Genomic DNA, 23,871 nt, shown 5'->3' with positions numbered 1-23,871 from the left:
GGGCGTCAGTCATCGACAGCCTTGACCAGCCGCCTTTCAATCGGGGCGAGAACCCCGGCCAGTTCATGGCCACGCTTGAGGATTTGCCCCTGTTCCCCGAATAAAGCCCACATACCTTGCCGGTTACGCAGAGCAGGCCGTTTTTCGAGGCGCATTTGCGGCACATCGGCCGTCCGGCGGAAAGCTGCAAAGGTAGCGCACTCTCTGGTGAAATTCATAGCGTAATCACGCCATTCACCAGCTGCGACCATTCGGCCATAGAGATCGAGAATGCGCTGTAATTCCATCCGGTCGAAGCCGATTTGCTGCGGTTTCTTGCCCGGAAAGGCGACGATGTTTCCCGTGACCTCGTTTGGCTTCATCAATTATCCGTACCACTCTTCTTGCTGACAGTTTCACGCTCGACGCGCAAAGCATCCAATTCAGCACGCAGATTCGCCAGTTCTTCTTCAAGGCTGTCAATCCGTTCAATATTGCCGGTAGGCTCGCACGGTTCGTCACAAGGTGTGCCATAGGGAATAAATTCGCGCAGCCAGGTTTCGGCAGGCACCAGAGTAGAGCGCGCTTTGAGACCGATCATGGTCGCCCCTTCAGGCACATCGTCGGTCACCACAGCATTGGCGCCGACGCGCGCTCTTTCCCCCACGGTAATCGGCCCGATCACCTGCGCACCGGACCCGATAATGACATTATCCTCCAATGTTGGGTGGCGCTTGCCGCCTTTGCCATTAGTCGGATTGGAACCGCCCAGTGTCACGCATTGATAAATCGTAACGTTATCGCCGATAAGCGAGGTTTCCCCGATAACGGTAAATCCATGGTCGACAAAGAAGTTCTTGCCGATCCTGGCGCCCGGATGGATGTCAATCGCAGTCAGCCAGCGGGACAAATGGTTCACGAAACGGGCGAAGAAAAACATCTGCCCGTTAAACAGCCAATGGGCAATGCGATGGAAAAACAGCGCCCATACGCCCGGATAAAGCAATATTTCCCAACGCGAACGCGGCGCAGGGTCGCGCGCTCTAATAGAGTCGAGATAGGATACCAGCCCGTTCATCATGGCGTATATTCCCGCATCATCGTCATATTGTATTGTCTCACCAAACCAGCCCGGAGGCAAGTTCAGCCCGCTCTGCCATGCAACTCTTCAAGAGCAGCCCGCCATATGGCAAGCGTTGGAGCAGCCTTGCGTTCCAGGCTGATGCGGTCAATCGCAGCGACCAGATCCACCAGTTCAGCATAGCCCCGCGGTGCGCGAGGAACCAGATAAGCCGCTGCATCGGGGCCCAAGGGCAGGCTCCTTTCCTGAGCAAGAGACAATAGCAGTTCCGCTGCCATGTTGTCGTCTGGCGGCTGGATTTCAAGCTGCATAGCTGCACCGAGGCGAGATCTGAGGTCGGGCAGCGCGATATTCCATGGCTCAGGCCCGGCGATCAACAAAAGCGGCTGTTCCAATTCCTGCGCCCGATTCCAGCGATGGAACAGCAAATGCTCATCCATTTGCGGCGCATCGTCGATCGCCTCCCCTCGTCCGCTTTCTTCGAACCAGCGAGCGAATAGCGATTTACCCGATAATCGCGGGCCAGTGAGGATTGCGGTACGGAAAGGCCAGTCTTCGGTTTTGTGCAAAGCTTCAGCGACAGAAGCATTAGCATCGCCGATCACGATACGGGGCGGGCCTTCCCCGCTCCCAGGGCGAAATGGCAGCGCGAACTGGAACATGGTGCCCCGTCTAACGTGAAATACTGAGAGCGTTGCTGCCTTCGGTCACGTTCCAGCCGCGAGCGCGCAGAGTTGCAGCAAGCGCGGAAAGATCACCGGCATAACTTACCCGCATGACCGATGTGCCGCCAATAGCGATACTGCTGGTCGCAGCTCCGCGTACCCCCGGTGCACTACGCACCGCCGCCAAAGCCGCATCGACCGCTGCGGCATTAGGCGTTGTGAATTGCACCGCAAAGTTTGAAACAGCCTGCTGCTCTGTCTGCTGCGGTGCGGTGGAAGATTCCAGATCGGCAGGATTCTCTGCCTCGGCCTGCTCGGTGCGTTCTTGCTGTTCAGCAGCCTCTGCCTGACGCGACACCTCGATCAGACGCCGGATTTCGGGCGAGATTTCAATCCTTTCGCTTTCCAGCGTGGGATCGGGTTTCAATTTGCCCTCTGCAAGACCGCTCGCGAAGAGATCATCGAAACGGTGCACTGCCCTTTCCAGCATAGGCTCCAGTTCGGAGTCATTCTCTGCCCGCAAGGTAAATTCACCAAGCAAACGGTTATCGGGGCCATATCGTGCTGTAAAAGTGCCGGTAATCGGTCCGCCCGGCCATTCATGCTGCAAACGAGCAATAGGGATAATGACGTCCGCTGCTCCGAATTCGGACAGAATAGTGTTCCACCATAAACGACTGCGACGACCGGTCTGTCCATAGGTAAGCAACAGGGATTCGCCGCCGGCACCGGCCGGACGTACATAATCGATAGCGCTGCCACCGGCCTGGAAATTAGCCCAGACCCGCTGCCAGGGGTTGCGCGTTTCGAACATGGTGGCAGCGCCACCGTCGATCAGCACAGGCAGAGTAAGCATAGGTGCGGAATGAGACTGTTTGCCTCCACCGCCCAGCATAGATCCTGCCCGCGAACGATCGAAGATAATATCAAGCGTTGCAATATAACGACGCGGGCCGAGCTGCTCATGGTCGATGACCACAGCAGCCACCATCGATTCGATTCGCGAATCCGGAAGATCGGGGCCACCCAGCTTTTCCCATGCCTTACGCTGCGCTTCGCGCCAGCCGGTCTGACGGGCTTCCTCCGCCGTCTTACCATGAACATCTACCGTGATGTTATTGGCCACGATATCGGTGCTGGAAGCCACCGGCGCGATGCCGCGATCACCGGAAACCTGCGCAAAGAGAGCAGTTCCGGCCACGGCCGCGAGAGCGATTGCACCAAGTCCGGCACCCATCATACGGGAGCGGGAAAGCGAGCGGGAGAGAGGGAGTGTTATTGTCATCATCGGGGAAAACCGATTGCCTTTTGCCTAAAGGCGAGTGGAAATCCAAGCGGGAAAGACTAAAGAGCGTAATCTATGGCTTCAGACACATCCCCTCCCACTAACGAAAAGACACCCTACACCTATTCTCAGGCGGGTGTTTCCATTGATGCCGGCAATGCGCTGGTCAAAGCGATCGGCCCATTAGTGAAGGCCACAAGGCGGCCAGGTGCAGATGGCGAGATTGGCGGTTTTGGCGGCTTCTTCGATCCCAAAGCTGCCGGTTATAAGGATCCGTTGCTGGTAGCCGGAAATGACGGGGTAGGCACGAAGCTCAAGCTCGCTATCGATCATGACCGCCATGACGGCGTGGGAATCGATCTTGTCGCCATGTGCGTCAACGATCTGATCGTTCAGGGCGCCGAACCGCTTTTTTTCCTCGATTATTTCGCCACCGGAAAACTCGATAACGGTGTGGCTGAGAGCGTTGTGGCCGGAATAGCTGAAGGTTGCAAGATTGCCCATTGCGCTCTGATCGGCGGAGAAACAGCGGAAATGCCCGGCATGTATGCACCGGGCGACTACGATCTGGCCGGTTTCTGCGTCGGTGCGGTCGAGCGGGGCGAGCAGCTCACGGGCGAAAAAGTCGCAGCCGGCCATATGCTGCTCGGGTTGACCAGCTCAGGCGTTCATTCCAACGGCTTTTCTCTGGTACGTCGTCTGGCACACGATATGAACTGGAAGCTCGATGAGCCTGCCCCCTTCGATACGTCGCGAAGCCTTATCGACGCATTGATGGAGCCGACACGCATCTATGTCCGCACCTTGCTCCCGGTCATCCGCACCGGGCAAATCGATGCGCTGGCGCATATTACCGGTGGCGGGCTGCTCGAGAATATTCCACGCGTTTTGCCCGAGGGTACCCACGCCGTCATCGATGCCGATGCTTGGGAACAACCGGGTCTGATGGGCTTTCTTCAGGAACAGGGCGCTATCGAACCGGGAGAAATGGCCCGCACTTTCAATTGCGGCATTGGTATGGTGCTGGCTGTTCAGCCGCAATATGCCGAGGATGTGATTGCCGCCCTCGCTGAAGCCGGAGAACGGGCCGTTCCGATCGGACAGATCGAAGAAGGCAATCGCGGCTGCACTGTGCGCGGCTCTGCCGGCTGCTGGAACGTTTCGCAAAGCTGGGAAGCCCGTCACGATGCCTGATACGAAAAAGGCGCGCGTTGCCGTGATGCTATCGGGCAATGGCACGACCATGTCTGCCCTGCTCTATGCGTCCCGTCTGCCGGACTGCCCGTATGAGATCGTTCTGGTGGCCAGCAACAAACCCGATGCGCGCGGCCTGGCAATTGCCCGAGCCGAAGGCATCGAAACCTTCGCTCATCCGCATCGGGGTTTGAAGCGCGAAGATCATGAAGAGCTTATGGATGCCGCTCTACGCGGGGTTAGCGTCGATTATGTCGCTTTATGCGGCTATATGCGCATTCTCAGCGCCTCTTTTGTGAGCCGCTGGCAGGGAAGGATGATTAACACGCACCCTTCCCTTCTGCCAAAATTCAAGGGTCTTGAAACCCATAAGCGGGCGCTGGAAGCAGGCGACTGTTATGGCGGCTGCACCGTTCACGAAGTAACCCCCGAGCTCGATGACGGCCCCATTCTCGGCCAGATACCAGTCAGGATTATGCCTGATGATACGCCAGAAAGCCTCGCTGCAAGAGTTCTACTGGCAGAATATCAGCTTTACCCGCAAATGCTGCGAGATTTCGTAACCCGCTGATTTGCGCTGAAGATGGTAAACAAAAGGCCGCCTCGGAAGGCGGCCTTTCGTCTTACGAAAAGATCGTGCCGATCAGCCGACAATTTCGTCTTCATTGAAGAAGAAGTCGATTTCGATCTTGGCATTTTCGTCGCTATCCGAACCGTGGACCGAGTTCGCTTCGATGCTTTCAGCGAATTCCTTGCGGATCGTGCCTTCAGCAGCATCGGCTGGATTCGTCGCACCCATCACGTCGCGATTGGCTTTGACGGCATCTTCACCTTCAAGAACCTGTACCACGACCGGTCCGGAGATCATGAAGGAAACGAGATCATTAAAGAAGGGGCGTTCCTTATGGACGGCATAGAAACCTTCAGCCTGCTCCTTCGTCATCTGAATGCGCTTTGAAGCCACAACACGCAGACCGGCATCTTCCAGTTTTTTGGTGACCGCGCCGGTCAGATTACGACGGGTGGCATCGGGTTTGATGATCGAAAAGGTACGGGTAACCGCCATGGGACGTTTCCTTGCGAATGAATGATAGGGGTTTTTGGAAAAATTCTGCGCGCGCAACTAGCGGGATGATCGTCCTCGGGCAAGAGTGCTTATCGCTGTTTAGTATCTCAGGCCGTTATGTTCACGGTCCCTCCCGCCATTTCCCGTTTTCCTGCTTCCAGAACCGGCGTTGAAGCTCTTTCCGCTTCCCCAACATGCGCCAGCAATCACGGGCATGCTCGAGCTGTTCATCCCCAAAAAGCAGAAAAGCCCGGTCAAACTGCAAAGCTTCTTCGCGCCACTGCCCATCGGCAAAAGCGATGAACTGTGCGGCATTAGGCGCCGTGCATTCTTGCGATAGCAAAAGCGGTTGACGGGCGGCATGTGAGGCATGTGCATAGCCATGGGCGAGAAAAGCATCAGGAATCATTTCCCACAAGGACCTGTCAATCTTTTCGAGTTGCTCTCCCATGGAGGATACAACCAGCAGCTTTTCGCCCGCCTGTCTGGTACGGCGGGCGATCAGCGGTATGACCCGTTCCACCGGATCTTCACTAAGCTGCCAGAAGTCGACCTGCATCAGACTTCAGCAACATCCCGGATTAAACGATCCAGAACCCGGACGCCGAAACCGGTGGCCCCCTTGTCCCAAGTCGCGCCTGCAGATGCAGACCATGCCATGCCGGCAATATCGAGATGCGCCCAGGGCGTGTCGTTTTCAATGAAGCGCTGCAGGAACTGAGCGGCTGTAATCGAACCGGCGGCCCGCGTTCCGACATTCTTCATATCTGCAATCGGACTGTCGAGCAGCTTGTCATAAGCAGGACCGAGCGGCAGGCGCCACAGTTTGTCGCCGCTGACTTTGCCAGCCGAATCAAGTTGACCGGCCAGTTCATCGTTATTGGAGAAAAGGCCGCCCTGTTCATGACCAAGGGCAATGATCATTGCACCAGTCAGCGTAGCGAGATCGACGATCCGCGCAGGTTTATATTCTTTCTGAGCCCAGGTCAGCGCATCGCACAGCACCAGACGACCTTCCGCATCGGTATTAATAACCTCGATAGTCTGACCTGACATAGAAGTTACGACATCTCCCGGACGCTGAGCATTGCCGTCCGGCATATTCTCGGTCAGGCCACAAATACCGACGACGTTGGCTTTTGCTTTGCGCCCGGCAATAGCCAGCATAGCCCCGGCAACGGCGCCTGCACCGCCCATATCCCATTTCATATCTTCCATACCGGCGGCAGGCTTGATCGAAATGCCGCCACTATCGAATGTCACGCCTTTGCCCACAAACACTGTTGGGGCCTCATCCGACGCACCGCCTGCCCAGCGCAGCGCCAGCAAGCGCGGCGGACGTGTTGCACCCTGGGCCACACCGAGGAATGCACCCATCCCCAGTTCACGCATGTCGTTTTCGTCGAGCACCGTAATTTCTACATCCATACCGGCAAACCGTTCGCGGCATCGTTCCACGAAGCTTTCCGGATAGAGAATATTGGCCGGTTCCGTCACCAGCTCGCGCGTAAACTCGACACCTTTGGCAACGGCGGATTCGCGCTGCCATGCTTCATCCGTGCCAGCGGGTGCATTGAGAATGACAGCTTCGGCAAGCGATACTTTCTGCGCATCTTTCAGCTTGGTACGATAGATGTCATAGCGCCAGGAGCGTAGGCGCAGACCGGTCAGCAACGCAACGACCTCCTCGGCCGACAGTCCGCTATCGCTCAGATCGAGTGTAAGCTCCTGCTCTCCCGAAGTAAGATATTTGGCAGCAACAGCGGCACCCGCTTTTTCCAGATTGGCGATGCGATCTGCATTGTCGCTTTTGCCGGTTCCGACAAGGGCTGCGCGAAACACATTACTATCGCGCTCCACGAAGCTTTCAAAAAGCTGACCGGCCTTGCCTTCGAACCGCGCCGCTTTTGCCCCTTCAACAAAGCTCCGTTCCAGTCCAGCAGGCAAATCCTGTTCGCTTACGATTCGCACAAGCAAATGCGAGGGAGAGGTGCTGGCATTGTTCTGGAAGGTAATCTTCATGATAGCTCCGAGTGATCTGAATGTCGCTGTCCGGCTGAAATGCCGTGCATTAGCGATGGCTCCCGTTGCAGTTAGGAGCGGGCGATGCGATAGGCAAGTCATGCACCCTCTTTCGCGGCCAATGCTGCCTATCAGTCAGTATCTTATTCGCAGCCTCCGCTCTGGCGGAGCCGTGCTTGCTCTCGCGGTCAGCACCTGCCCTTTTTCGGCATTTGCGCAAGATGGAACAGGCAGTTCCGCGATGCCAGGGAGGGACGATCCGTCAACACAGGAAACACCGCCTCCTGCTTCGCTGGAAAAACGGGCAAATGAGCTGCCGGAAAAATCGCTTCCTCCGGTCAATGCCAAGGAAGAGAAACAAGACACAACCGATACCCTTCCTGACAATACTGCGGACGGGCGCGAGATCGGCTTTGAAGCCAATACGCTCGAATATAACAGCGACACCGATACCGTCACAGCTGGCGGCAATGTTATTATGCGGTCCGAAGGCCAGTCGGTACGGGCAGACAATGTCACCTGGGATCGCACAACAGGACAAATCGTAGCCACAGGCAATATTCGCTTTGTCGATGAAGACGGGAATCAGCTCTTTACAGACAGGCTCGAACTCACCGACGAATTACAGACTGGTGCAATGGAGAATCTGCTGCTGGCTCTGCGTGAAGGCGGCCGGCTCGCGGCTCGGGAGGGCCAGCGCGATGAATCCGGCGATGTTCTTCTCACCAGCGCGGCTTATTCGGCCTGTAGTGTCGAAACACCAGATGGATGCCCGAAGAAACCTAGCTGGCGGATTACCGCAAAGCGCGTGATCTACGATCAGAATGAAAAGCGAATCCGCTTCAAGGGGGCGCATCTGGAATTGTTCGGTGTGCGCCTGCTACCTCTGCCCGGGATGGCGGTCACAACAGATAATCGAGCCGTATCCGGCCTCCTGTTGCCCGATTTCGGCGTCACCGCTTCCAATGGCGTAGAAGTAAGCGACAGTTATTATCTCAGCCTCGCGGAAAATCAGGATCTGAAACTGAAAGGTTTCATATATAGCGATGCACCGCCAATGGGGTCAGCGCAATATCGCCTGCTGACCGATGCCGGTGCTTTGCAAGTGACCGGCTATCTGACCCGCTCATCACGTATGCAGGTCAATTCAGACAGCGATGTGCGAGAACGCGACTGGCGTGGATATGTCGCGGCGAACGGACGTTTTCAGCTGGATGAATACTGGTCCGTAACCGGCTCGCTTCGGAGAGCTACTGACCGGACATTTCTGCGGCGTTACGATATCAGCCGCGATGATCGGTTGCGCTCCAATATTGACGTTGAGCGGATTGACGACAATTCTTATCTGTCGATTTCCGGCTGGGCGACGCAGGTCCTGCTGACCGATCAGGATCAGGACCTGGTTCCGATCGCTCTCCCGCTGATCGATTACCGCTATCGCTTCAAAGACCCGATTGCCGGGGGCAAGCTGCAATTGCAGGCGAACAGCCTCGCCATCACACGCACAGCCGGGCAGGATACCCAGCGCGCTTTCGCAAAAGCCCAATGGGATATGCGAACCGTTACCAGCATGGGACAGGAAATTACCCTGACTGGTCTCGTGCGCGGGGATGTCTATCACTCAGATGAAAACCTGACGACCGAAACGGCAAGCTATCGTGGGCTGGAAGGCTGGGAAACACGCGGTATTGCTCTGGCAGCGGTGGATGTCAAATGGCCGCTGATAGGCAAATTTCTCGATGGATCGCAGATTTTCACGCCGCGAGCGCAACTTGTTGCCAGCCCTAACGTAAAGAATCTCGATATTCCGAATGAGGACGCGCGTGCTATCGAGCTTGAAGACAGCAATCTGTTTTCGCTTAACCGCTTCCCTGGCTATGACCGGGTGGAAGACGGGGTGCGCTTTACTTATGGTTTCGACTGGCAATTCCAGCGCCCCGGTTTGCAAATCAGCACCACGGTGGGCCAATCCTATCGCCTGACGGACAAGCCGAGCCTCTTCCCTAACGGAACCGGACTTTCCAATCGGTTTTCCGATTTCGTCGGCCGCACGGAAGTCCGCTTGCGGGATTTCGTGAAGTTCACTCATCGTTTCCGGCTGGACAAAGACAGTCTTGCAGTCCGGCGCAACGAGGTGGACGCCACTGTCGGTACAGACCGCACTTATGCTGAGATCGGCTATCTGCGCCTCGATCGGAACATCGAAAGCAATGAAGACCTTCAGGATCGTGAGGAGCTGCGTGCAGCGGGCCGGATCGCTTTCGCCAATTACTGGTCGGTTTTCGGCTCTGCAGTCATCAATCTGACCGATAGACGCGAAGATCCGACCCTTGCTTCTGACGGGTTCGAACCCTTGCGCACCCGGCTCGGCATCGCTTATTCGGATGATTGCCTCGAACTCGGTGTAACCTGGCGGCGCGATTATGTCAGGGTGGCCGATGCGCGAAGCGGCAACACATTTCAGGTTTACTTCTCTTTGCGCAATCTGGGCTTCCGTTGAAATTGAAATTTTGGCGGAATCATGCCCATTGTTTTTCCTATGGTTGGCAGCATAGCCTGATCGCGCTATCCGACGGCACTCAGTATTGGTTAAGCTGGAAACAGGCAGTCAGACACCAATGAAACAGATGCGCAAGCGGCATCGCTTACAGGAATGAACGTGTGATCGAAACATCCAAGAATCTCTGGAAAGTCGGGTCGATAGCCCTGATTTCTACTTTATGTCTCAGTTCCATTCCGGTGGAGGCACAAAGTTCGGCGGATTCTGGCGCAGATATTTTCAACATTCCCGAGAACATCACGATGCTGGGGAATAGCGACCCGAATGTGCGCCGGGCAACGGCCACCGTCAATGGCGCCGTCATCACCGGTACGGATGTCGATCAGCGTCTGGCGCTTATTCTGGCAGCCAATGAACAAAAAATTTCGCCAGAGGAAGAACAACGCCTGCGCCTTCAGATTCTGCGCAATCTGATTGACGAGACTCTGCAGATTCAGGAAGCTGCAGCACAGGAAATGACGGTCACGCAAGATGAAGTAGATCAGACCTATAACCGTCTGGCCACGCAACGCTTTGGCCGAACGCCAGAAGAAATGAAGACCTATCTCGCTTCGATAGGTTCTTCTCCGGCTTCGCTCAAGCGCCAGATTGAAGGTGAACTTGCCTGGGACCGGCTGTTGAGCCGTAATGTCGAACCTTTCATCAACGTCGCTTCGGAAGAAGTGGACGATCTATATGACAGGCTTCAGGAGTCACGTGGAACGGCTGAATACCGCCTTGGTGAAATCTATCTGTCCGCCACGCCAGCTAACAAGCAGCAGGTTTTCAACAATGCGCGGCAAATTGTTGAGCAATTGCAGCAGGGCGGCAGCTTTGTGGGTTATGCCCGGCAATATTCCGAAGCTTCTACCGCAGCGGTCGGCGGAGACCTCGGCTGGATTCGCCTCGCCCAGCTTCAGAATCCTCAGCTTGAAACCGTAGCGAAGGATATGAGCCCCGGGCAGCTTGTCGGGCCAATCGAAATTCCCGGCGGTTTCTCGATCCTGTATCTGATTGACAAGCGGCAGGTCGGCATGGCCGATCCTCGCGATGCTGTGATGAGTCTTAAACAAATTTCCATCACGCTGGCCAAGGATGCCACTCAGGCTCAGGCAAAAGCAAAGGTCGATGCGTTCTCCAAAGCTGTTGACGCCATCCGGGGCTGTGGCGAAGCGGACGCCGCAGCAGCCAAGATCGGGGCCGATGTGGTCACCAACGACCAGATTCGGGTCCGGTCGCTTCCCGATGCGCTGCAACAAGCTCTCCTGAAGCTCAATGTGGGCGAAGCCACACCGCCTTTCGGCTCGGTTGAAGAAGGCGTTCGTGTATTGATGCTATGCGGACGCGACGATCCTCAGGTCGATTCCGGCCCAACGCGTGATCAACTGATGAACCAGATGGAAAATGAGCGCGTCAATCGTCGAGCCCAGCGCTATTTGCGTGACCTTCGTCGTGACGCTGTCATCGATTATAACTAAAGCGATAGGGCTGTAATGAGGCCATCTGACAAGGCAGGAATTTACAGGGCTGGCGGGAGAATTGCACCGCTGGCCCTTTCGCTTGGCGATCCTGCCGGCATCGGTCCCGAACTGATCTGCGCTGCCTGGGCCGCACGCGAAGCAGATCGATTACCCCCCTTTTTCGCAGTAGGTGGCTTTGAATTGCTCCAGCAGGCAGCCCGAATGCGGGATCTGGACATCCCGATACAGCAGATTACCTATCCTTCCGAAGCCGCTGATTGTTTTGCTCAGGCCCTGCCCGTATTGACGGGAGTAGACGGTAAATATCGTCCCGGCATTCCGGAACCCGAAGGGGCCAGACTGGCGCTGCATTCGCTTGAACAAGCCACTGCTCTGGCAAAATCCGGTGAGGCTAGCGCAGTGGTGACAGGCCCTATCGCAAAGTCACTGCTCGCCGAAGTCGGCTTCGTTCATGCCGGCCAGACCGAATTCGTTGCAAATGCCTGTGGCATAGCCGCGGAGGACGCCGTGATGATGCTTGCCGGACCTCAATTGCGCACCGTTCCACTGACGGTGCATTGCGCGCTGGCAGAAGTTCCCGGACGCATTACGCAGGAGCTGCTCTGCCGCCGGACCCGTATCGTGCATCGGGCGATGCAACGCGATTTCGGCCTACCAGCTCCACGCATCGCAATCGCTGCCCTTAACCCCCATGCCGGGGAAAATGGTCGTATGGGGCTGGAAGAACAGCAAACGATCAGCCCTGCTATTGCCACATTACGTGCCGAAGGTATCGATGTGACCGGCCCTCATCCGGCTGATTCGCTTTTTGCTCCTCATGCGCGTGACGGTTACGATGTCGCAATCGCTATGTATCACGATCAGGCACTGGTCCCGATTAAGGCACTCGATTTCGATGCTGGTGTCAATATGACGCTTGGCTTGCCGATCGTCCGTACTTCGCCCGATCACGGGACCGCATTCGATATCGCCGCGAGGGGCAAAGCCCATGCCGGAGCCACCGTGGCAGCTATCAGCCTGGCGGGAGAAGCCGCACTGCGGCGCGCCGAGCAAAGTCTCGCATAGTGTCGCCTGCGCTTCCCCCTTTGCGTGAAGTAATCGCCAGACACGGCCTGAGCGCGTCGAAAGCATTGGGACAAAATTTCCTTTTCGATGAGAAGTTGCTCGATCGCATCGCCGCTATTCCGGGAGATCTGGCAGGACGCAATGTACTCGAGATCGGTCCTGGGCCGGGCGGTCTCACTCGCGCTCTGCTGAGGGCTGGTGCCAGAGTGACTGCTATCGAACGCGATCCGCGATGCCTTCCAGCCCTCGCCGAAGTGTCTGAGGCATTTCCCGCCCGGTTGACGGTGATCGAGGGTGATGCCCTTACTATCGATCCTGCGGGGCTGTTCGATGCACCCTACGACATAGTTGCCAATTTGCCCTATAATGTGGGGACAGCCCTCTTTATCGGCTGGTTGTCCGGCGAGAACTGGCCTCCTCAATGGCGTTCATTGACATTGATGTTCCAGCAGGAAGTTGCTCAGCGTATCGTCGCCCGTCCCGGCAACGGAACCTATGGCCGTCTCGCTGTACTGGCTCAGTGGCGATCACAAGCGCATTTGGCCATGAAAGTGCATCGCAGCGCCTTTACGCCGCCCCCCAAGGTCATGAGCGCCATAGTCCATGTCACACCTGGAACCATGCCTGAACATGTCTCAGCCCGCATGCTGGAGCGCATTACCGAAGCCGCTTTCGGTCAGCGCCGGAAAATGCTCCGACAAAGCCTCAAATCACTCAATGGCGCAGTCGAAGCACTGACAACGCTTGGAATAGACCCGCAACGTCGCGCCGAAACGTTGTCGGTCGATGAGTTTATTGCCATCGCTCGCCAGCTTTCCCGCTGAATACCCGACTAATCCACCTGCCGCACCATAGGCAGGCTTGGAGCGTCGACAATGGCGGGCTAGGTTGGTTACACATGAAAAAGCTCAACACTCAGGAACAGGCTCTGATCGAGCCGATCGACTCATCCGAAATGCTGGCGCAAGTCCAGCGCTGGAGTGCTATCAACAGCGGTACGGGCAATCTCGAGGGGCTGGCCCGTCAGGCAGAAGAACTCGCCGCAGCCTTTGATGACCTGCCTGGCTCTTTGCGCTTTATCGATCCGGCACCGGTTACCGCGATCGATGCGGATGGCCATGAATTTGAAAAGCCACATGGCCATCATCTGGTTCTGAATGTGCGACCGGAAGTGTCTCGCCGTGTTCTTCTGACCGGCCATATGGATACGGTGTTTCCAGCAGATCATTCCTTTCAGGACCAGCGCTGGCTCGATGAGGATACTTTGAACGGACCAGGGGTCGCCGATATGAAAGGCGGCATCGCAGTTATTATCGCCGCGCTCAAAGCGTTTGAAACCAGTGAAGTGGCAGCGTCGCTGGGTTATGATGTGATGATAAACTCAGATGAGGAAACTGGCTCTCTGGCTTCCTCAGACCTGATCGCCGAACTGGCACAGGGCAACCACGCCGCTCTAACTTATGAGCCTTCAGCTCTGCCAGATGGCACACTCGCTCATGCAAGGGGAGGAAGCGGGAATTACAGCCTGATTGTTACCGGTCGCTCCGCCCATGCCGGGCGAAATCCGCAGGATGGGCGCAACGCGATAGTGGCGGCGGCTGCATTGGCTCTTTCCCTAAAAGAGATGCAGAGCGATGCCATCGCTATCAATCCGGCACGCATTGAAGGCGGCAGTGCCAATAATGTCGTACCGGATCACGCAGTTCTTCGTTTCAACATACGCCCGAAAACCAGTGATGTTGCCTCCTCCTTTCCGAACAATCTAAAGGCGTTGATTGAGTCAGTTAGCAAAGAACATGACGTGGCTATAAAGTGCCATGGCGGTATTTCCCGCCCTCCCAAACCAGTCGATCAACGAACCGCACAGCTATTTAATCTGGTGAAGGATACGGCTGCCGGGCTTGGCCAGGATCTTGGCTGGCGCGATACGGGCGGTGTTTGCGATGGAAACAATATCGCAGCCTGTGGCGTGCCGGTGGTCGATACGATGGGTGTGCGCGGCGGTTCGATTCACTCATCTGATGAATTCCTCATCGTATCGTCTCTCGCCGAAAGGGCCTCCCTTTCCGCTCTCGTTCTCCACCGCCTTGCCATAGGAGCCTTGGTATGAGCTTCATTATTCGCGCCGCAAAGCCATCCGATCTTCAGGCTCTTTATGAAATGGCAAAGCTAACTGGCGGAGGATTCACGAATCTTCCGCCCGACCGCAATTCACTTCAGGCCAAGCTGGACCGTTCAGCAGCAGCTTACGCGCGTGAAGATGACACTCTGGGTGACGATCTCTTTGTCCTCGTGCTCGAAAACACAAAAACCGGCGAAGTTCGGGGCACATCACAACTTTTCACCAAAGTCGGACAGAATTGGCCCTTCTATTCCTATCGCCTGACTATGCTGACACAGCATTCAAAGGAGCTGGACCGGACTGTACGCGCCGAATTACTAAGCCTGACAACAGATCTCGAAGGGTCAAGCGAAGTGGGCGGACTGTTCCTCCATCCCAATGAACGCGCTGGCGGACTGGGTCTGTTACTGGCCCGTAGCCGTTATCTATTCATCGCCGCGCACAGACCTCGTTTTGCGGACAAAATACTCGCAGAATTGCGCGGGATTATCGATGAACGGGGCGGATCGCCTTTCTGGGACGCTGTAGGGGGCTGCTTCTTCGGAATGAGCTTTCAGGAAGCAGATTATTTCAACGCTATTCACGGCAACCAGTTTATCGCAGATCTAATGCCCAAACACCCTGTTTACACGGCAATGCTGGATGAAAGTGCCCGCAAGGTCATTGGCCTGCCTCATCCGAACGGGCGTGCTGCTATGCGTATGCTGGAGAACGAAGGCTTCAGCTATGAAGGTTATGTAGACATCTTTGATGGTGGGCCGACCATGACAGCACGGGTCGACAATGTTCGCAGCATCCAGAATGCCAAGTCGCGACCTGTCACAGAAATGGACTGCAAACGCGGCGAAAAAGCACTGCTCGCCACAGGACATCTGGCAGATTTCCGCTGCTGCTATGGGGCATATGAAGTGGATGACAAAGGTATCTCCATCGATTCACTGTCGGCTGAACTATTACAGGTCAATCAAGGTGACATGATCTGGAATATTCCGCGATGAGCTTGGTGAAAGTGGATTTTAACAAATCGTTTTAACTTATAGGACCTTAAACCTTAGCGGTACTGCTCTCCTCAACCTGTCAGAAACACGTGAGAAATTGCTGATGCCGCATATATGGCAGGATTGCCGTAAATACTCACTCTCAGTATTTGAAAACTACAACCGTTCTTTTCTTAACGTTTAAAACGGCGTACTGATATCGGCGGCATAGGAGTTGCTAAGTAAGGGATTAAGGAGGCTGGCGTGTTTGAAAAGATCCGACGACTTTTCATCATTAAAACTCGTTTCGAAGCTTTTCTTATTATCTATGCGCTTGCGCTCGGCGCTGTAGAGCGTGGCACTGCTTATCTGAGCGAATTTCCCGGATGGGGTGGACGATTGCTATTCCTCGCCTGCACAGCAGCCGTCTTCATGGCCGGAGCCAAGATCCTCGATTGCGTGCGTTATGAAAGAATGCAGACAGACAGCAATCAGCCTCAGAAAAAGCAAACGCACCCGAGTACCTGACAATAACTGTGTTTGAGAAGTGGGGTGATTCTGTTGCCAGGCTCACCCCGAGCCCCTGGTATCCCTTCTGTTGCCCGGTGGGTCCAACCGCGCTTTAGCTTTGTAAATTCGGTCCGTTAGGACGTAAAATTACGCAGCGATTGCGAGTGCTTCGTTATCGTTGGCACTTGTGTGTTATGAGCCTTTAACGGGTTACTCAGCCCGGGCGAAAGCGATGTCTTTCAACACACGTCGATCCTGGTTCGGCCCCGTCAGGACACCCGCCAAAGCGGGGTTTCTGGTGGAGCCGCCGGGTACTGCCCCCGGGTCCGCTGCGCCTATTGCACACCACACTTTATCGCCATAGCCAGCCGAAGCCAGCGAGCCCTATATAGGGATTACGACAGAGATGTGAAGAGATCGTACATCGCTTCCTGCCCCGCATCTCAGTCCGTTTTGGGATTTCGCTCTTTCACCGCATGCAGAATCTCTTTTAGAACATCGAGCTGCGGATCGGTCGGAACTTCAGAAGATTTCGCACTATCCTCTGTTTCCTTCTGTTTTTCCAGCATTTCATCAAGAATACGATTGACGGCTTTAACCAACATGAACAGGACAAGAGCGACAATCAAGAAGTCGAGAAGCTGTGTCAGGAAATCGCCGTAACCGATCATCGGCACCCCGGCCTCCTTCAGTTCGGCATAATTGTCTGCATTCCCCGAGAAGCTCTCCGGAATATTCCCAAGAAGAATAAACCAATTGGTAAAATCGATATCTCCGAAAATCCAGCCAATCACCGGCATCAGCACGCTCTGCGTCAAAGACGTCACGATTTTGCCGAAAGCCGCACCGATCATCACGCCGACCGCCAGATCGAGAACATTCCCCCGGGCGATGAATTTCTTGAACTCGTTGAAAAGACCCACTTTCGCTACCTCCCGCTCACTTCCAAACCGATGCCACGGAAAGACCTTGTCGCCAAGCGCTTGAAAGCCATGACTGGTGTGCTATTTCAACAATACACTTTGCGGCATTATGCCGTTGACAGGAGGATTACGATTATCATGGCCAGTTCGCCGCTCACACGCGTCATGCGTTATGCGACTATCTGCATTGCCGCGATCAGTCTTTCGGCTTGCGGGATTAACTCGGTACCCACCGCGCAGGAAGAAGCCAAAGCGCGCTGGGCGGATGTTCAGAGCGCTTATCAGCGCCGCGCCGATCTCGTTCCCAATCTTGTCGCTACAGTTAAAGCCGCAGCGCAGTCAGAAACCCAGATACTGACTAATGTGACCGAGGCGCGCGCACGCGCCACCTCAATCAATGTCACAACGGACGATCTTTCGAACCCTGAAGAGTTCCGGAAATTCCAGGACGCACAAAACCAACTCACTCAGGCGCTTGGGCAGCTCCGCACAGTGGTTGAAAATTATCCTCAGCTGCAAAGCCAGGCCCGGTTCGCCGATCTGATGACTCAGCTTGAAGGCACGGAAAACCGGATCGACAATGCCCGCACCAAATATAATGAAGCAGTGCAGGATTATAACACGGAAATTCGTACTTTTCCGTCCATTATCGGCGCCAAGCTGATTCATGGTGCGGAACCGATGGAACCTTTTACGGCCGAACCTTCTGCGCAGACAGCACCTAGTGTGAATTTCGATTTTGGGGCAGACACGCCGGGTGACACGTCATCGACTGATACAGATACGGCTGCAAATTGAGCCGCCTGAATATGCTCGGTAAAAAACTCGATACTCGCTTTTTCCGGTTTGGCCTCGCCGTTCTCCTGGCAGCCTCGGCTGCACTGTTTATGTCTGTCAGTGCCCGGGCACAGGATTATCCTGCCCGCCCCGACGGACCGATTCTGGATTCAGCCAATGTATTGGCCCCTGCGCAAGAACAGGAACTCGAAAAAAAGCTTCGCGATTATAATGTAGCAACCGGGCGGGCTGTAATCGTCGCTACAGTGCCTTCGCTCAATGGCCAGCCGATCGACACCTATACGCGGCAATTGGCTGAGAACTGGGATATTGGCGGCGCTAAAACCGAAGAAGGAGTTCTCTTTCTCGTTGCCCCGAATGAGCGCGAATTATGGATTACCACAGCACGCGGTGTACAAACGACACTGACAGACGTGATGACAGGACGAATTATCCGCAACGATATCGTTCCCCGCTTCAGGGCCGGTGATATGGCAGGTGGAATCATAACAGGCGTCGACAGCATCATTCAGGTGCTCAATATGGACCCTGCACAAGCCGAAGCCATCGCCGAAGCAGAAGCGGCAGCGCGTGAGAAAACGGAAAGCAGCACTGGCGGGACAATTGTCAGCGCCATCTTCTGGATCATCCTGATTACCGTGTTTGCTCTTATCTTCGGGCGTGGCGGTCGCGGTCGACGCTACCGCAGTGGTGGAGGAGCGGCCCTGCCCATTACCATCTGGGGCGCCAGTGAAATCGCCCGCCATTCTGGCAGAAGTAGTGGCTTTGGCGGCTTTTCCGGCGGAGGTGGTTTTGGCGGAGGCGGTGGCTTCGGCGGCTTTGGCGGCGGAGGCGGTGGCTTTAACGGCGGTGGTGCCGGAGGGAGCTGGTGATGATCTTTCTCGACGAGAAACAGCACAAACAGGTTTCCTCAGCAGTTGCCGCAGCAGAATTGAAAAGTTCTGGCGAAATCGTGACAATCACTACGCAGCAATCGGATAGCTATAGCGATATCGCACTGGTTTGGGCTGCAATTGTCAGCTTCGCACTCATAACTATACTGATTTTTATCCCTGAACCGGTATTGCATTGGTATGGAGCTTTGCATGGAGAATGGAATGCCGAATGGCTGCCCTATGAAGTCTTCGCCATAGCTGCTGGAATCGGCATCCTGTCCTTTCTGCTCGTCTGGCTGGCTCAGTTATGGACGCCGCTGCGCTTTGCGCTGGTTCCAGGTCGGGTCAAAGATGCGCGCGTACAGGACCGGGCTATCGATCTCTTCAAGGTCGGCGCCGAGAAGCGTACTCAGGGCCGCACAGGCATTTTGATCTATCTCTCCATGAGCGAGCGCCGCGCGGAAATTCTTGCCGATGAAGCGATTGCCTCCAAGGTAGACGCCGAAGTATGGGGCGATGCGATGAATGCCATGCTAGCGGAACTGAAAAACGGCCGTCTTGCCGAAGGTATGGTCGCCGCAATTGATCGTGTGGGCGATATTCTGGCCCGGCATTTTCCGCGCGCTGATGACGATGAAAATGAATTACCCGACCGGCTTATCGAACTATGATGCCACCCGACCACGACGCTCCCGAAGAAATCGCATGGCAGGGGGACTGGATCACAGCCAAAACACGAGGGCGCTGGGAATATGTGAGCCGCGCACGTGGTATCCGTGCAGCGGTTATTCTGCCAATAGACAATGGCGATGTCATTCTCGTCGAGCAATACCGCATTCCGCTTTCACGCAATTGCCTTGAGCTGCCTGCCGGGCTGGTTGGTGACTCACATGAGAATGGCGATGAAAGTGCAGATCTCGCTGCGACAAGAGAACTCGAAGAAGAGACTGGCTACCATGCCGAACATTGGGAGAATTGCGGAGAGTTTTTCTCTTCTCCAGGCATGGTAAGCGAGAGTTTCACGCTTCTCAAAGCGACCGGTCTCAAAAAAGTTAGCGAAGGCGGTGGTGTCGAGGGTGAGAATATTACAGTCCATCGCGTACCCCTCACGAATATTCGCGAGTTTATTACCGAAAAGCGCAAGGACAATGTCGCGATAGACGTGAAGCTGTTGCTCTTGCTTGCCCCTTATTTGCTGTCAAAATGATCCGATGACGAATGTAACGATTTTGGGTGCAGGTGCCATGGGCTGCCTTTACGGTGCAGCCCTTCATCGGGCTGGCTGGAACGTCCTGCTGGTGGATGTGAACAAGGAGCATATCGACGCCATCAATGCCAATGGCCTTGAAGTCGATACGCGCTCCGGAATCGAAATGCTCCCTTTGCGTGCGGTACAACCAACCGATGTAGACGGAATTGCGGATCTGGTGGTCATCTTCACCAAGACCTTCCAGACGGACGCCGCTCTGAAAGGTATAGCTCACCATATCGGGCCGGAGACCTTCATTCTCAGCCTTCAGAATGGGCTCGGCAACGATGAGACTATTGCCAGATATATCCTGCAGGACAAAGTGCTCGTCGGCGTTAGCATGCTGCCGTCCGATATGCTTGGTCCCGGCCGCATTCGCTCGCATGGGGAAGGCCGTTCGAAATTCTATCCCGCATTTTCCACGGATACCACTTTTGCAGGCAAAGTAGCCGAAGCGCTGACAAAGGGTGGATTGCCTGCAGAACTCGATACAGACATCGCTGCAGCCATCTGGTCAAAAGCAATCTTTAACGCAGCCATGAATCCGCTCTGCACCCTGACTCGCCGTACACCGGGCTTTCTTGGAGAACATGAAGAAAGTCGGGCTATCATTCGCGATGTGGTCCTCGAAGGAGTCGCCACAGCCAATGCCAATGGCGTGTTGATCGAGCCTGAACCCATTCTCGAACTGACAGAGCTTTCCGCAAGAGATCATGCCGATCACGAACCATCCATGTTGCAGGATATAAAAGCGGGTCGTCGCACCGAAGTCGATGCGATTGATGGCGCTATTGTCCGTGCTGCACGCAAGACCGGCCTCACCGCTCCCGCGACAGAATTTCTGTGGCGCATGGTAAAATTAGAAGAGGCCAAGCTCTGACACAACAAGTGTGACGACACGCAAAAGGGCCTGCAAATTCGATAATCCACGCGCCCTTTTCCCAACAAAAACGCCAGGAATCAGATTAGATTAATTTCCCGCAGACGCTGCATGAGATAGTCATGCGCCGTGATAGCTTCCTCACGTTCCTCGGGATTCTCCGGATCGATACAGCTTTCCAGCGGATCGATCAGATAGTCTGGCCGGAAATGCAGGAAGAAAGGCATGGAATACCTTGATCGCTGCGCAGCTTCGCCTACCGGATTAACCACACGATGAGTCGTTGAGCGCATTTTGCCATTGGTCAGACGCTGCAACATATCGCCAATATTAACTGCCAGTGCACCTTCGGGTGGCCGAACCGGCACCCACTTGCCTTCTTTTGAAAGCAACTCCAGCCCCGACTCTTCCGCTCCTAGCAGCAGCGTAATCGTGTTGATATCTTCATGCGCCGCAGCCCGAATAGCCCCTTCGGCGCTTTGCGGAACTGGTGGATAATGCAACAGACGCATTACCGAATTACCGTTCGCGATCGTCGGGTCAAAAAAGTTCCGCTCCAGACCAAGATGTAGTGCAATGGCCGAGAGGATATGCTCCCCGGTCTGTTCGAAGGCCCGATAAAGCTCTTCGAACGTTTCCTGAAAACCATCTACTTCACTCGGCCAGATGTTGGGCGGCATGAACTCTTCCAGAGGATCGCCCTTCGGCAAGCTGCGCCCGACATGCCAGAACTCCTTGAGATCGTTGATCGCAGCATCCTTCGCCCGCTCCGTTCCGAACGGGGTATAGCCCCGGGCACCGCCCTGCCCTGCAAGGGAGTAACGTTGTTTAACGTTATCCGGCAGTGCGAAAAATTCAGTACATTTTGCCCAGGCCCGATCAATCAGTTCACCGGGAATTCCATGGTCGCGAACGATAGCGAAACCATATTCTCCGAAAGAATGGCCCAGTTCGTCAGCCATCTCTTCCAGCGAACGTTTAAGGGAAACGGATGCAATATCGGACATGGTTTTAAATCTTATATCTGAAGGAAAATGCCGGCCAGAGCAGCGCTCATCAAATTGGCGAGCGAACCGGCCGCGAGTGCTCTGAGACCTAATTTAGCAATAACCGGACGCTGGTTAGGTGCAAGACCGCCCGTTACAGCCATTTGAATGGCGATGGAACTGAAATTGGCAAAACCGCATAGCGCGAATGTGATAATCGCCCGGCTACGCTCGCTCAATATATCCGCACCAGTCTGACCGAGTTGAATGAAAGCAACGAATTCGTTGAGAACAACCTTCGTACCAAACATTCCACCAGCGATCTGAGCTTCCTGCCAGGGGATGCCTAAAAGATACATAACGGGCGCAAAAACCCATCCGACAATGAGCTGAAAGGACAGGTCGGGATAGCCAAACCAGCTTCCCACCCAGCCCAGCAAACCATTAGCCAGCGCTACCAGCGCAACAAAGGCCAGCAGCATGGCACCTACCGAAACAGCCAGCTTGACTCCCGTCTGCGCCCCCTGGGCTGCCGCTTCAATGATATTGGCCGGTTTCTGCCCTTCTTCGAAGGTTTCCGCCATTTCCACTTCACGGGACGGCTGACCGGCTTCATGCAAAGCTGCCGGCCCTTCGCCGCTAATGCGGCTTTCAGGCAAATTGACGACATCTCCCTCCGCCGCCGCGGATGCTTCTGTCTCATCGGGCATGATAATCTTCGCCATCAGAATGCCGCCCGGTGCGGACATGAAAGCAGCAGCCAGCAAATATGGCAGATAGGCTGGCCCCAGGAGGCTTGCATAGGCAGCCAAAATCGTTCCGGCGACACCTGCCATGCCCACAGTCATCAGCGTGAACAGGCGCGAAGGCGCAAGCCCGGCAAGATAGGGACGCACCACAAGCGGACTTTCCGACTGGCCAACGAAAATATTGGCCGCCGCTCCCAGCGATTCAACTCGCGAAACGCCGGTGATCCAGCCAATAGCGCCGCCCACCCAGCGCACTACGCGCTGCATAACTCCAAGATGATAGAAAATCGATACCAGCGCCGCGAAGAAGACGATCACCGGCAAAGCCCCCAGCGCAAAGCTGTTGGCCAGCGGATTGCCGTCATTAGCACCGAACAGGAATTGCGTGCCCTGATCGGCGTAAGACAGCAGCTCCGCTACACCGTAAGCCATGGCCTGAATAGCTGCCCGTCCCCAGGGCGTTCGCAGAACCAGCCCGGCCATTAATATCTGAAGAAGAAAAGCTGCCCCGGTAATGCGTAAGCTGATCCGGCGGCGCCCGGTGGAAAGGGCAAAGGCGATCAAAAGGATCACGGCAATGCCGAAAATGTTGACAAGCAGAGGCGGCATGAAAATCCGATGATAATCTTAGTAAAGCGCCACATTGCGCAGTCCGACGCTAAGGTCAAAGGATAAGGCCCGTTTTTTAACGGGTTCTTCCCTTTTTTGCTTCTACACAATAGCAGAGCGGCCATGCACGACTCGAATGCCGCTCCGGCGATCCCGCTCCCTCTGTTCATCTATTCGCTCCTTTACGGCGGCATGACCTGCATCGCGGGCGTCCTTGGCTCGAAGCAGGTATCGTTGGGGCCGTTGGCCGTAGAAGCAGGCATTTTCCCATTTTTGCTGCTTGTCACCCTCTCGAGTTCGATCGCCCAATTATATGGCCGTGACACTGCTAACAGGCTGGTCCGCTTCGGTTTCATCCCTTTGGGCACCGCCATCGTCCTGACCTGGATTGTTCTGCAACTTCCCACCGATGAAGGTATGTATGAACCCGCAAAGGACGCTTTTCCCATCGTGCTGGGACAAAGCTGGCGTCTGATGATCGCTGGGATTATCGCCTATGGCGTGTCCATGACATTGAACGTCTATATTTTCGACAAGTTGACCGCCGGCAAAAATCGGTTCGTGGCCTTGCCCGGCGCTGTCGCTTCGATGTTCAGCCAGGTAGTCGATACACTGATCTTTATCACTGTCGCCTTTTACGGCGTGCGCCCTATCGGAAATCTGATTGCCGGGCAGGCACTTGCCAAAGTAGTGCTGTCACTCATCTTGGTGCCGCCGCTTATCGCTTTGTGCGTCCGTCTCGGCCGCCGGCTAAGCTAACCCCGTTCACTGATCGCTTGAACTTTAAAGGCGAAATGACAAAAAGCCGCGCAGGAA

The 23,871-nt window shown here is 55.3% G+C and carries 24 protein-coding genes, 1 other RNA gene and 1 pseudogene; 15 read left to right on the top strand and 11 right to left on the bottom strand.

The window, feature by feature from the left end; translation table 11 throughout:
* Nucleotides 1-5 precede the first annotated feature (5 nt).
* The 4 genes from D6851_RS01430 to D6851_RS01415 form a co-directional block, all read right to left on the bottom strand.
* Nucleotides 6-362: a DUF2794 domain-containing protein gene (locus D6851_RS01430; protein ID WP_120323086.1), complete on the bottom strand. Its 357-nt coding sequence runs from the start codon at nt 360-362 to the stop codon at nt 6-8.
* Nucleotides 362-1,060 carry a serine O-acetyltransferase EpsC gene (epsC, locus tag D6851_RS01425; RefSeq protein ID WP_120323085.1) on the bottom strand — a complete coding sequence of 233 codons (699 nt, stop codon included), beginning with the start codon at nt 1,058-1,060 and terminating at the stop codon, nt 362-364. Before epsC ends, D6851_RS01430 begins: the two co-directional genes overlap by 1 nt.
* A gap of 62 nt (nt 1,061-1,122) precedes the next feature.
* On the bottom strand, nt 1,123-1,722 hold the full coding sequence (locus D6851_RS01420) for a P-loop NTPase family protein (RefSeq protein WP_120323084.1): 600 nt from the start codon (nt 1,720-1,722) through the stop codon (nt 1,123-1,125).
* A 10-nt stretch (nt 1,723-1,732) separates the two neighbouring features.
* Nucleotides 1,733-3,013, bottom strand: a complete 1,281-nt coding sequence (locus D6851_RS01415) for a heavy-metal-associated domain-containing protein (protein ID WP_120323083.1) — start codon at nt 3,011-3,013, stop codon at nt 1,733-1,735.
* A 72-nt stretch (nt 3,014-3,085) separates the two neighbouring features.
* On the opposite strand from D6851_RS01415, the gene purM reads away from it, so the two are divergent.
* Together purM and purN are read left to right on the top strand one after the other, a co-directional pair.
* The gene (purM, locus tag D6851_RS01410; RefSeq protein ID WP_120323082.1) at nt 3,086-4,204 is read left to right on the top strand and encodes a phosphoribosylformylglycinamidine cyclo-ligase; all 1,119 of its coding nucleotides are present in this window, start codon (nt 3,086-3,088) and stop codon (nt 4,202-4,204) included.
* Nucleotides 4,197-4,772 (top strand): annotated as a pseudogene (gene purN, locus D6851_RS01405) (phosphoribosylglycinamide formyltransferase); the annotation flags it as partial. The gene purM and the pseudogene purN, both read left to right, overlap by 8 nt.
* A gap of 75 nt (nt 4,773-4,847) precedes the next feature.
* Here purN and ndk read toward each other — a convergent pair.
* The 3 genes from ndk to D6851_RS01390 form a co-directional block, all read right to left on the bottom strand.
* Nucleotides 4,848-5,270 (bottom strand): nucleoside-diphosphate kinase, encoded by a 423-nt coding sequence (ndk, locus tag D6851_RS01400; RefSeq protein ID WP_120323080.1) that lies wholly within the window; start codon nt 5,268-5,270, stop codon nt 4,848-4,850.
* A 121-nt stretch (nt 5,271-5,391) separates the two neighbouring features.
* Nucleotides 5,392-5,829, bottom strand: coding sequence for a DNA polymerase III subunit chi (locus D6851_RS01395; protein ID WP_120323079.1), 438 nt, complete (start codon nt 5,827-5,829; stop codon nt 5,392-5,394).
* Complete coding sequence (locus D6851_RS01390) at nt 5,829-7,292, bottom strand: leucyl aminopeptidase (protein WP_120323078.1); 1,464 nt, start codon at nt 7,290-7,292, stop codon at nt 5,829-5,831. Before D6851_RS01390 ends, D6851_RS01395 begins: the two co-directional genes overlap by 1 nt.
* A 241-nt stretch (nt 7,293-7,533) precedes the next feature.
* On the opposite strand from D6851_RS01390, the gene D6851_RS01385 reads away from it, so the two are divergent.
* The 7 genes from D6851_RS01385 to D6851_RS01355 all read left to right on the top strand — a co-directional run bounded on the left by D6851_RS01385 (nt 7,534) and on the right by D6851_RS01355 (nt 16,004).
* Nucleotides 7,534-9,792 (top strand): LPS-assembly protein LptD, encoded by a 2,259-nt coding sequence (locus D6851_RS01385; RefSeq protein ID WP_238473883.1) that lies wholly within the window; start codon nt 7,534-7,536, stop codon nt 9,790-9,792.
* A 161-nt stretch (nt 9,793-9,953) separates the two neighbouring features.
* Entirely contained in the window at nt 9,954-11,309 is a 1,356-nt protein-coding gene (locus D6851_RS01380) for a peptidylprolyl isomerase (protein WP_238473882.1), read from the top strand.
* Between the two features lie 15 nt (nt 11,310-11,324).
* On the top strand, nt 11,325-12,377 hold the full coding sequence (gene pdxA, locus D6851_RS01375) for a 4-hydroxythreonine-4-phosphate dehydrogenase PdxA (RefSeq protein ID WP_120323076.1): 1,053 nt from the start codon (nt 11,325-11,327) through the stop codon (nt 12,375-12,377).
* Nucleotides 12,374-13,201 (top strand): 16S rRNA (adenine(1518)-N(6)/adenine(1519)-N(6))-dimethyltransferase RsmA, encoded by an 828-nt coding sequence (gene rsmA, locus D6851_RS01370; RefSeq protein ID WP_120323075.1) that lies wholly within the window; start codon nt 12,374-12,376, stop codon nt 13,199-13,201. The genes pdxA and rsmA overlap by 4 nt, the downstream gene beginning before the upstream one ends.
* Before the next feature lie 74 nt (nt 13,202-13,275).
* Nucleotides 13,276-14,487 (top strand): hydrolase, encoded by a 1,212-nt coding sequence (locus tag D6851_RS01365; RefSeq protein ID WP_120323074.1) that lies wholly within the window; start codon nt 13,276-13,278, stop codon nt 14,485-14,487.
* Nucleotides 14,484-15,497, top strand: coding sequence for an arginine N-succinyltransferase (locus tag D6851_RS01360; protein WP_120323073.1), 1,014 nt, complete (start codon nt 14,484-14,486; stop codon nt 15,495-15,497). The genes D6851_RS01365 and D6851_RS01360 overlap by 4 nt, the downstream gene beginning before the upstream one ends.
* Before the next feature lie 243 nt (nt 15,498-15,740).
* Nucleotides 15,741-16,004 (top strand): hypothetical protein, encoded by a 264-nt coding sequence (locus D6851_RS01355; protein WP_120323072.1) that lies wholly within the window; start codon nt 15,741-15,743, stop codon nt 16,002-16,004.
* 56 nt (nt 16,005-16,060) lie between these two features.
* Here D6851_RS01355 and ssrA read toward each other — a convergent pair.
* Nucleotides 16,061-16,403, bottom strand: a transfer-messenger RNA (tmRNA) gene (gene ssrA, locus D6851_RS01350).
* Nucleotides 16,404-16,429: 26 nt separating this feature from the next.
* The gene (gene mscL, locus D6851_RS01345; protein ID WP_120323071.1) at nt 16,430-16,909 is read right to left on the bottom strand and encodes a large conductance mechanosensitive channel protein MscL; all 480 of its coding nucleotides are present in this window, start codon (nt 16,907-16,909) and stop codon (nt 16,430-16,432) included.
* Between the two features lie 138 nt (nt 16,910-17,047).
* Between mscL and D6851_RS01340 the strand changes: the two genes are divergently transcribed.
* Genes D6851_RS01340 through D6851_RS01320 form a run of 5 tightly spaced genes read left to right on the top strand, consistent with a single transcriptional unit; the run spans nt 17,048 to nt 20,711 of the window.
* Nucleotides 17,048-17,707 (top strand): LemA family protein, encoded by a 660-nt coding sequence (locus D6851_RS01340; protein WP_120323070.1) that lies wholly within the window; start codon nt 17,048-17,050, stop codon nt 17,705-17,707.
* Entirely contained in the window at nt 17,704-18,579 is an 876-nt protein-coding gene (locus tag D6851_RS01335) for a TPM domain-containing protein (RefSeq protein ID WP_238473881.1), read from the top strand. Before D6851_RS01340 ends, D6851_RS01335 begins: the two co-directional genes overlap by 4 nt.
* Nucleotides 18,579-19,253 carry a TPM domain-containing protein gene (locus D6851_RS01330; RefSeq protein ID WP_120323068.1) on the top strand — a complete coding sequence of 225 codons (675 nt, stop codon included), beginning with the start codon at nt 18,579-18,581 and terminating at the stop codon, nt 19,251-19,253. The genes D6851_RS01335 and D6851_RS01330 overlap by 1 nt, the downstream gene beginning before the upstream one ends.
* Nucleotides 19,250-19,789, top strand: coding sequence for an NUDIX hydrolase (locus tag D6851_RS01325; protein WP_120323067.1), 540 nt, complete (start codon nt 19,250-19,252; stop codon nt 19,787-19,789). The genes D6851_RS01330 and D6851_RS01325 overlap by 4 nt, the downstream gene beginning before the upstream one ends.
* Nucleotides 19,790-19,793: 4 nt before the next feature.
* A complete protein-coding gene (locus D6851_RS01320; protein WP_120323066.1) occupies nt 19,794-20,711 on the top strand; it encodes a ketopantoate reductase family protein in 918 nt (305 codons plus the stop codon).
* An 80-nt stretch (nt 20,712-20,791) separates the two neighbouring features.
* On the opposite strand, the gene D6851_RS01315 is transcribed toward D6851_RS01320, so the two are convergent.
* Nucleotides 20,792-21,718: an isopenicillin N synthase family dioxygenase gene (locus D6851_RS01315; protein WP_120323065.1), complete on the bottom strand. Its 927-nt coding sequence runs from the start codon at nt 21,716-21,718 to the stop codon at nt 20,792-20,794.
* 11 nt (nt 21,719-21,729) lie between these two features.
* Nucleotides 21,730-23,055: a NupC/NupG family nucleoside CNT transporter gene (locus tag D6851_RS01310; protein ID WP_120323064.1), complete on the bottom strand. Its 1,326-nt coding sequence runs from the start codon at nt 23,053-23,055 to the stop codon at nt 21,730-21,732.
* A gap of 123 nt (nt 23,056-23,178) precedes the next feature.
* On the opposite strand from D6851_RS01310, the gene D6851_RS01305 reads away from it, so the two are divergent.
* A complete protein-coding gene (locus D6851_RS01305; protein WP_120323063.1) occupies nt 23,179-23,814 on the top strand; it encodes a queuosine precursor transporter in 636 nt (211 codons plus the stop codon).
* The last annotated feature ends 57 nt before the right edge of the window (nt 23,815-23,871 follow it).

The organism is Altericroceibacterium spongiae, assembly GCF_003610805.1.
Lineage (GTDB): Bacteria > Pseudomonadota > Alphaproteobacteria > Sphingomonadales > Sphingomonadaceae > Altericroceibacterium > Altericroceibacterium spongiae.
This window is presented reverse-complemented; position numbering and strand designations above follow the sequence as displayed.

Bases quoted from the DNA above. Each gene is read 5' to 3' on its own strand.
- D6851_RS01430 (WP_120323086.1), bottom strand. From the start codon at position 362: ATGAAGCCAAACGAGGTCACGGGAAACATCGTCGCCTTTCCGGGCAAG.
- epsC (WP_120323085.1), bottom strand. From the start codon at position 1,060: ATGATGAACGGGCTGGTATCCTATCTCGACTCTATTAGAGCGCGCGAC.
- D6851_RS01420 (WP_120323084.1), bottom strand. From the start codon at position 1,722: ATGTTCCAGTTCGCGCTGCCATTTCGCCCTGGGAGCGGGGAAGGCCCG.
- D6851_RS01415 (WP_120323083.1), bottom strand. From the start codon at position 3,013: ATGATGACAATAACACTCCCTCTCTCCCGCTCGCTTTCCCGCTCCCGT.
- purM (WP_120323082.1), top strand. From the start codon at position 3,086: ATGGCTTCAGACACATCCCCTCCCACTAACGAAAAGACACCCTACACC.
- ndk (WP_120323080.1), bottom strand. From the start codon at position 5,270: ATGGCGGTTACCCGTACCTTTTCGATCATCAAACCCGATGCCACCCGT.
- D6851_RS01395 (WP_120323079.1), bottom strand. From the start codon at position 5,829: ATGCAGGTCGACTTCTGGCAGCTTAGTGAAGATCCGGTGGAACGGGTC.
- D6851_RS01390 (WP_120323078.1), bottom strand. From the start codon at position 7,292: ATGAAGATTACCTTCCAGAACAATGCCAGCACCTCTCCCTCGCATTTG.
- D6851_RS01385 (WP_238473883.1), top strand. From the start codon at position 7,534: ATGCCAGGGAGGGACGATCCGTCAACACAGGAAACACCGCCTCCTGCT.
- pdxA (WP_120323076.1), top strand. From the start codon at position 11,325: ATGAGGCCATCTGACAAGGCAGGAATTTACAGGGCTGGCGGGAGAATT.
- D6851_RS01365 (WP_120323074.1), top strand. From the start codon at position 13,276: ATGAAAAAGCTCAACACTCAGGAACAGGCTCTGATCGAGCCGATCGAC.
- D6851_RS01360 (WP_120323073.1), top strand. From the start codon at position 14,484: ATGAGCTTCATTATTCGCGCCGCAAAGCCATCCGATCTTCAGGCTCTT.
- D6851_RS01340 (WP_120323070.1), top strand. From the start codon at position 17,048: ATGGCCAGTTCGCCGCTCACACGCGTCATGCGTTATGCGACTATCTGC.
- D6851_RS01330 (WP_120323068.1), top strand. From the start codon at position 18,579: ATGATCTTTCTCGACGAGAAACAGCACAAACAGGTTTCCTCAGCAGTT.
- D6851_RS01325 (WP_120323067.1), top strand. From the start codon at position 19,250: ATGATGCCACCCGACCACGACGCTCCCGAAGAAATCGCATGGCAGGGG.
- D6851_RS01320 (WP_120323066.1), top strand. From the start codon at position 19,794: ATGACGAATGTAACGATTTTGGGTGCAGGTGCCATGGGCTGCCTTTAC.
- D6851_RS01315 (WP_120323065.1), bottom strand. From the start codon at position 21,718: ATGTCCGATATTGCATCCGTTTCCCTTAAACGTTCGCTGGAAGAGATG.
- D6851_RS01310 (WP_120323064.1), bottom strand. From the start codon at position 23,055: ATGCCGCCTCTGCTTGTCAACATTTTCGGCATTGCCGTGATCCTTTTG.
- D6851_RS01305 (WP_120323063.1), top strand. From the start codon at position 23,179: ATGCACGACTCGAATGCCGCTCCGGCGATCCCGCTCCCTCTGTTCATC.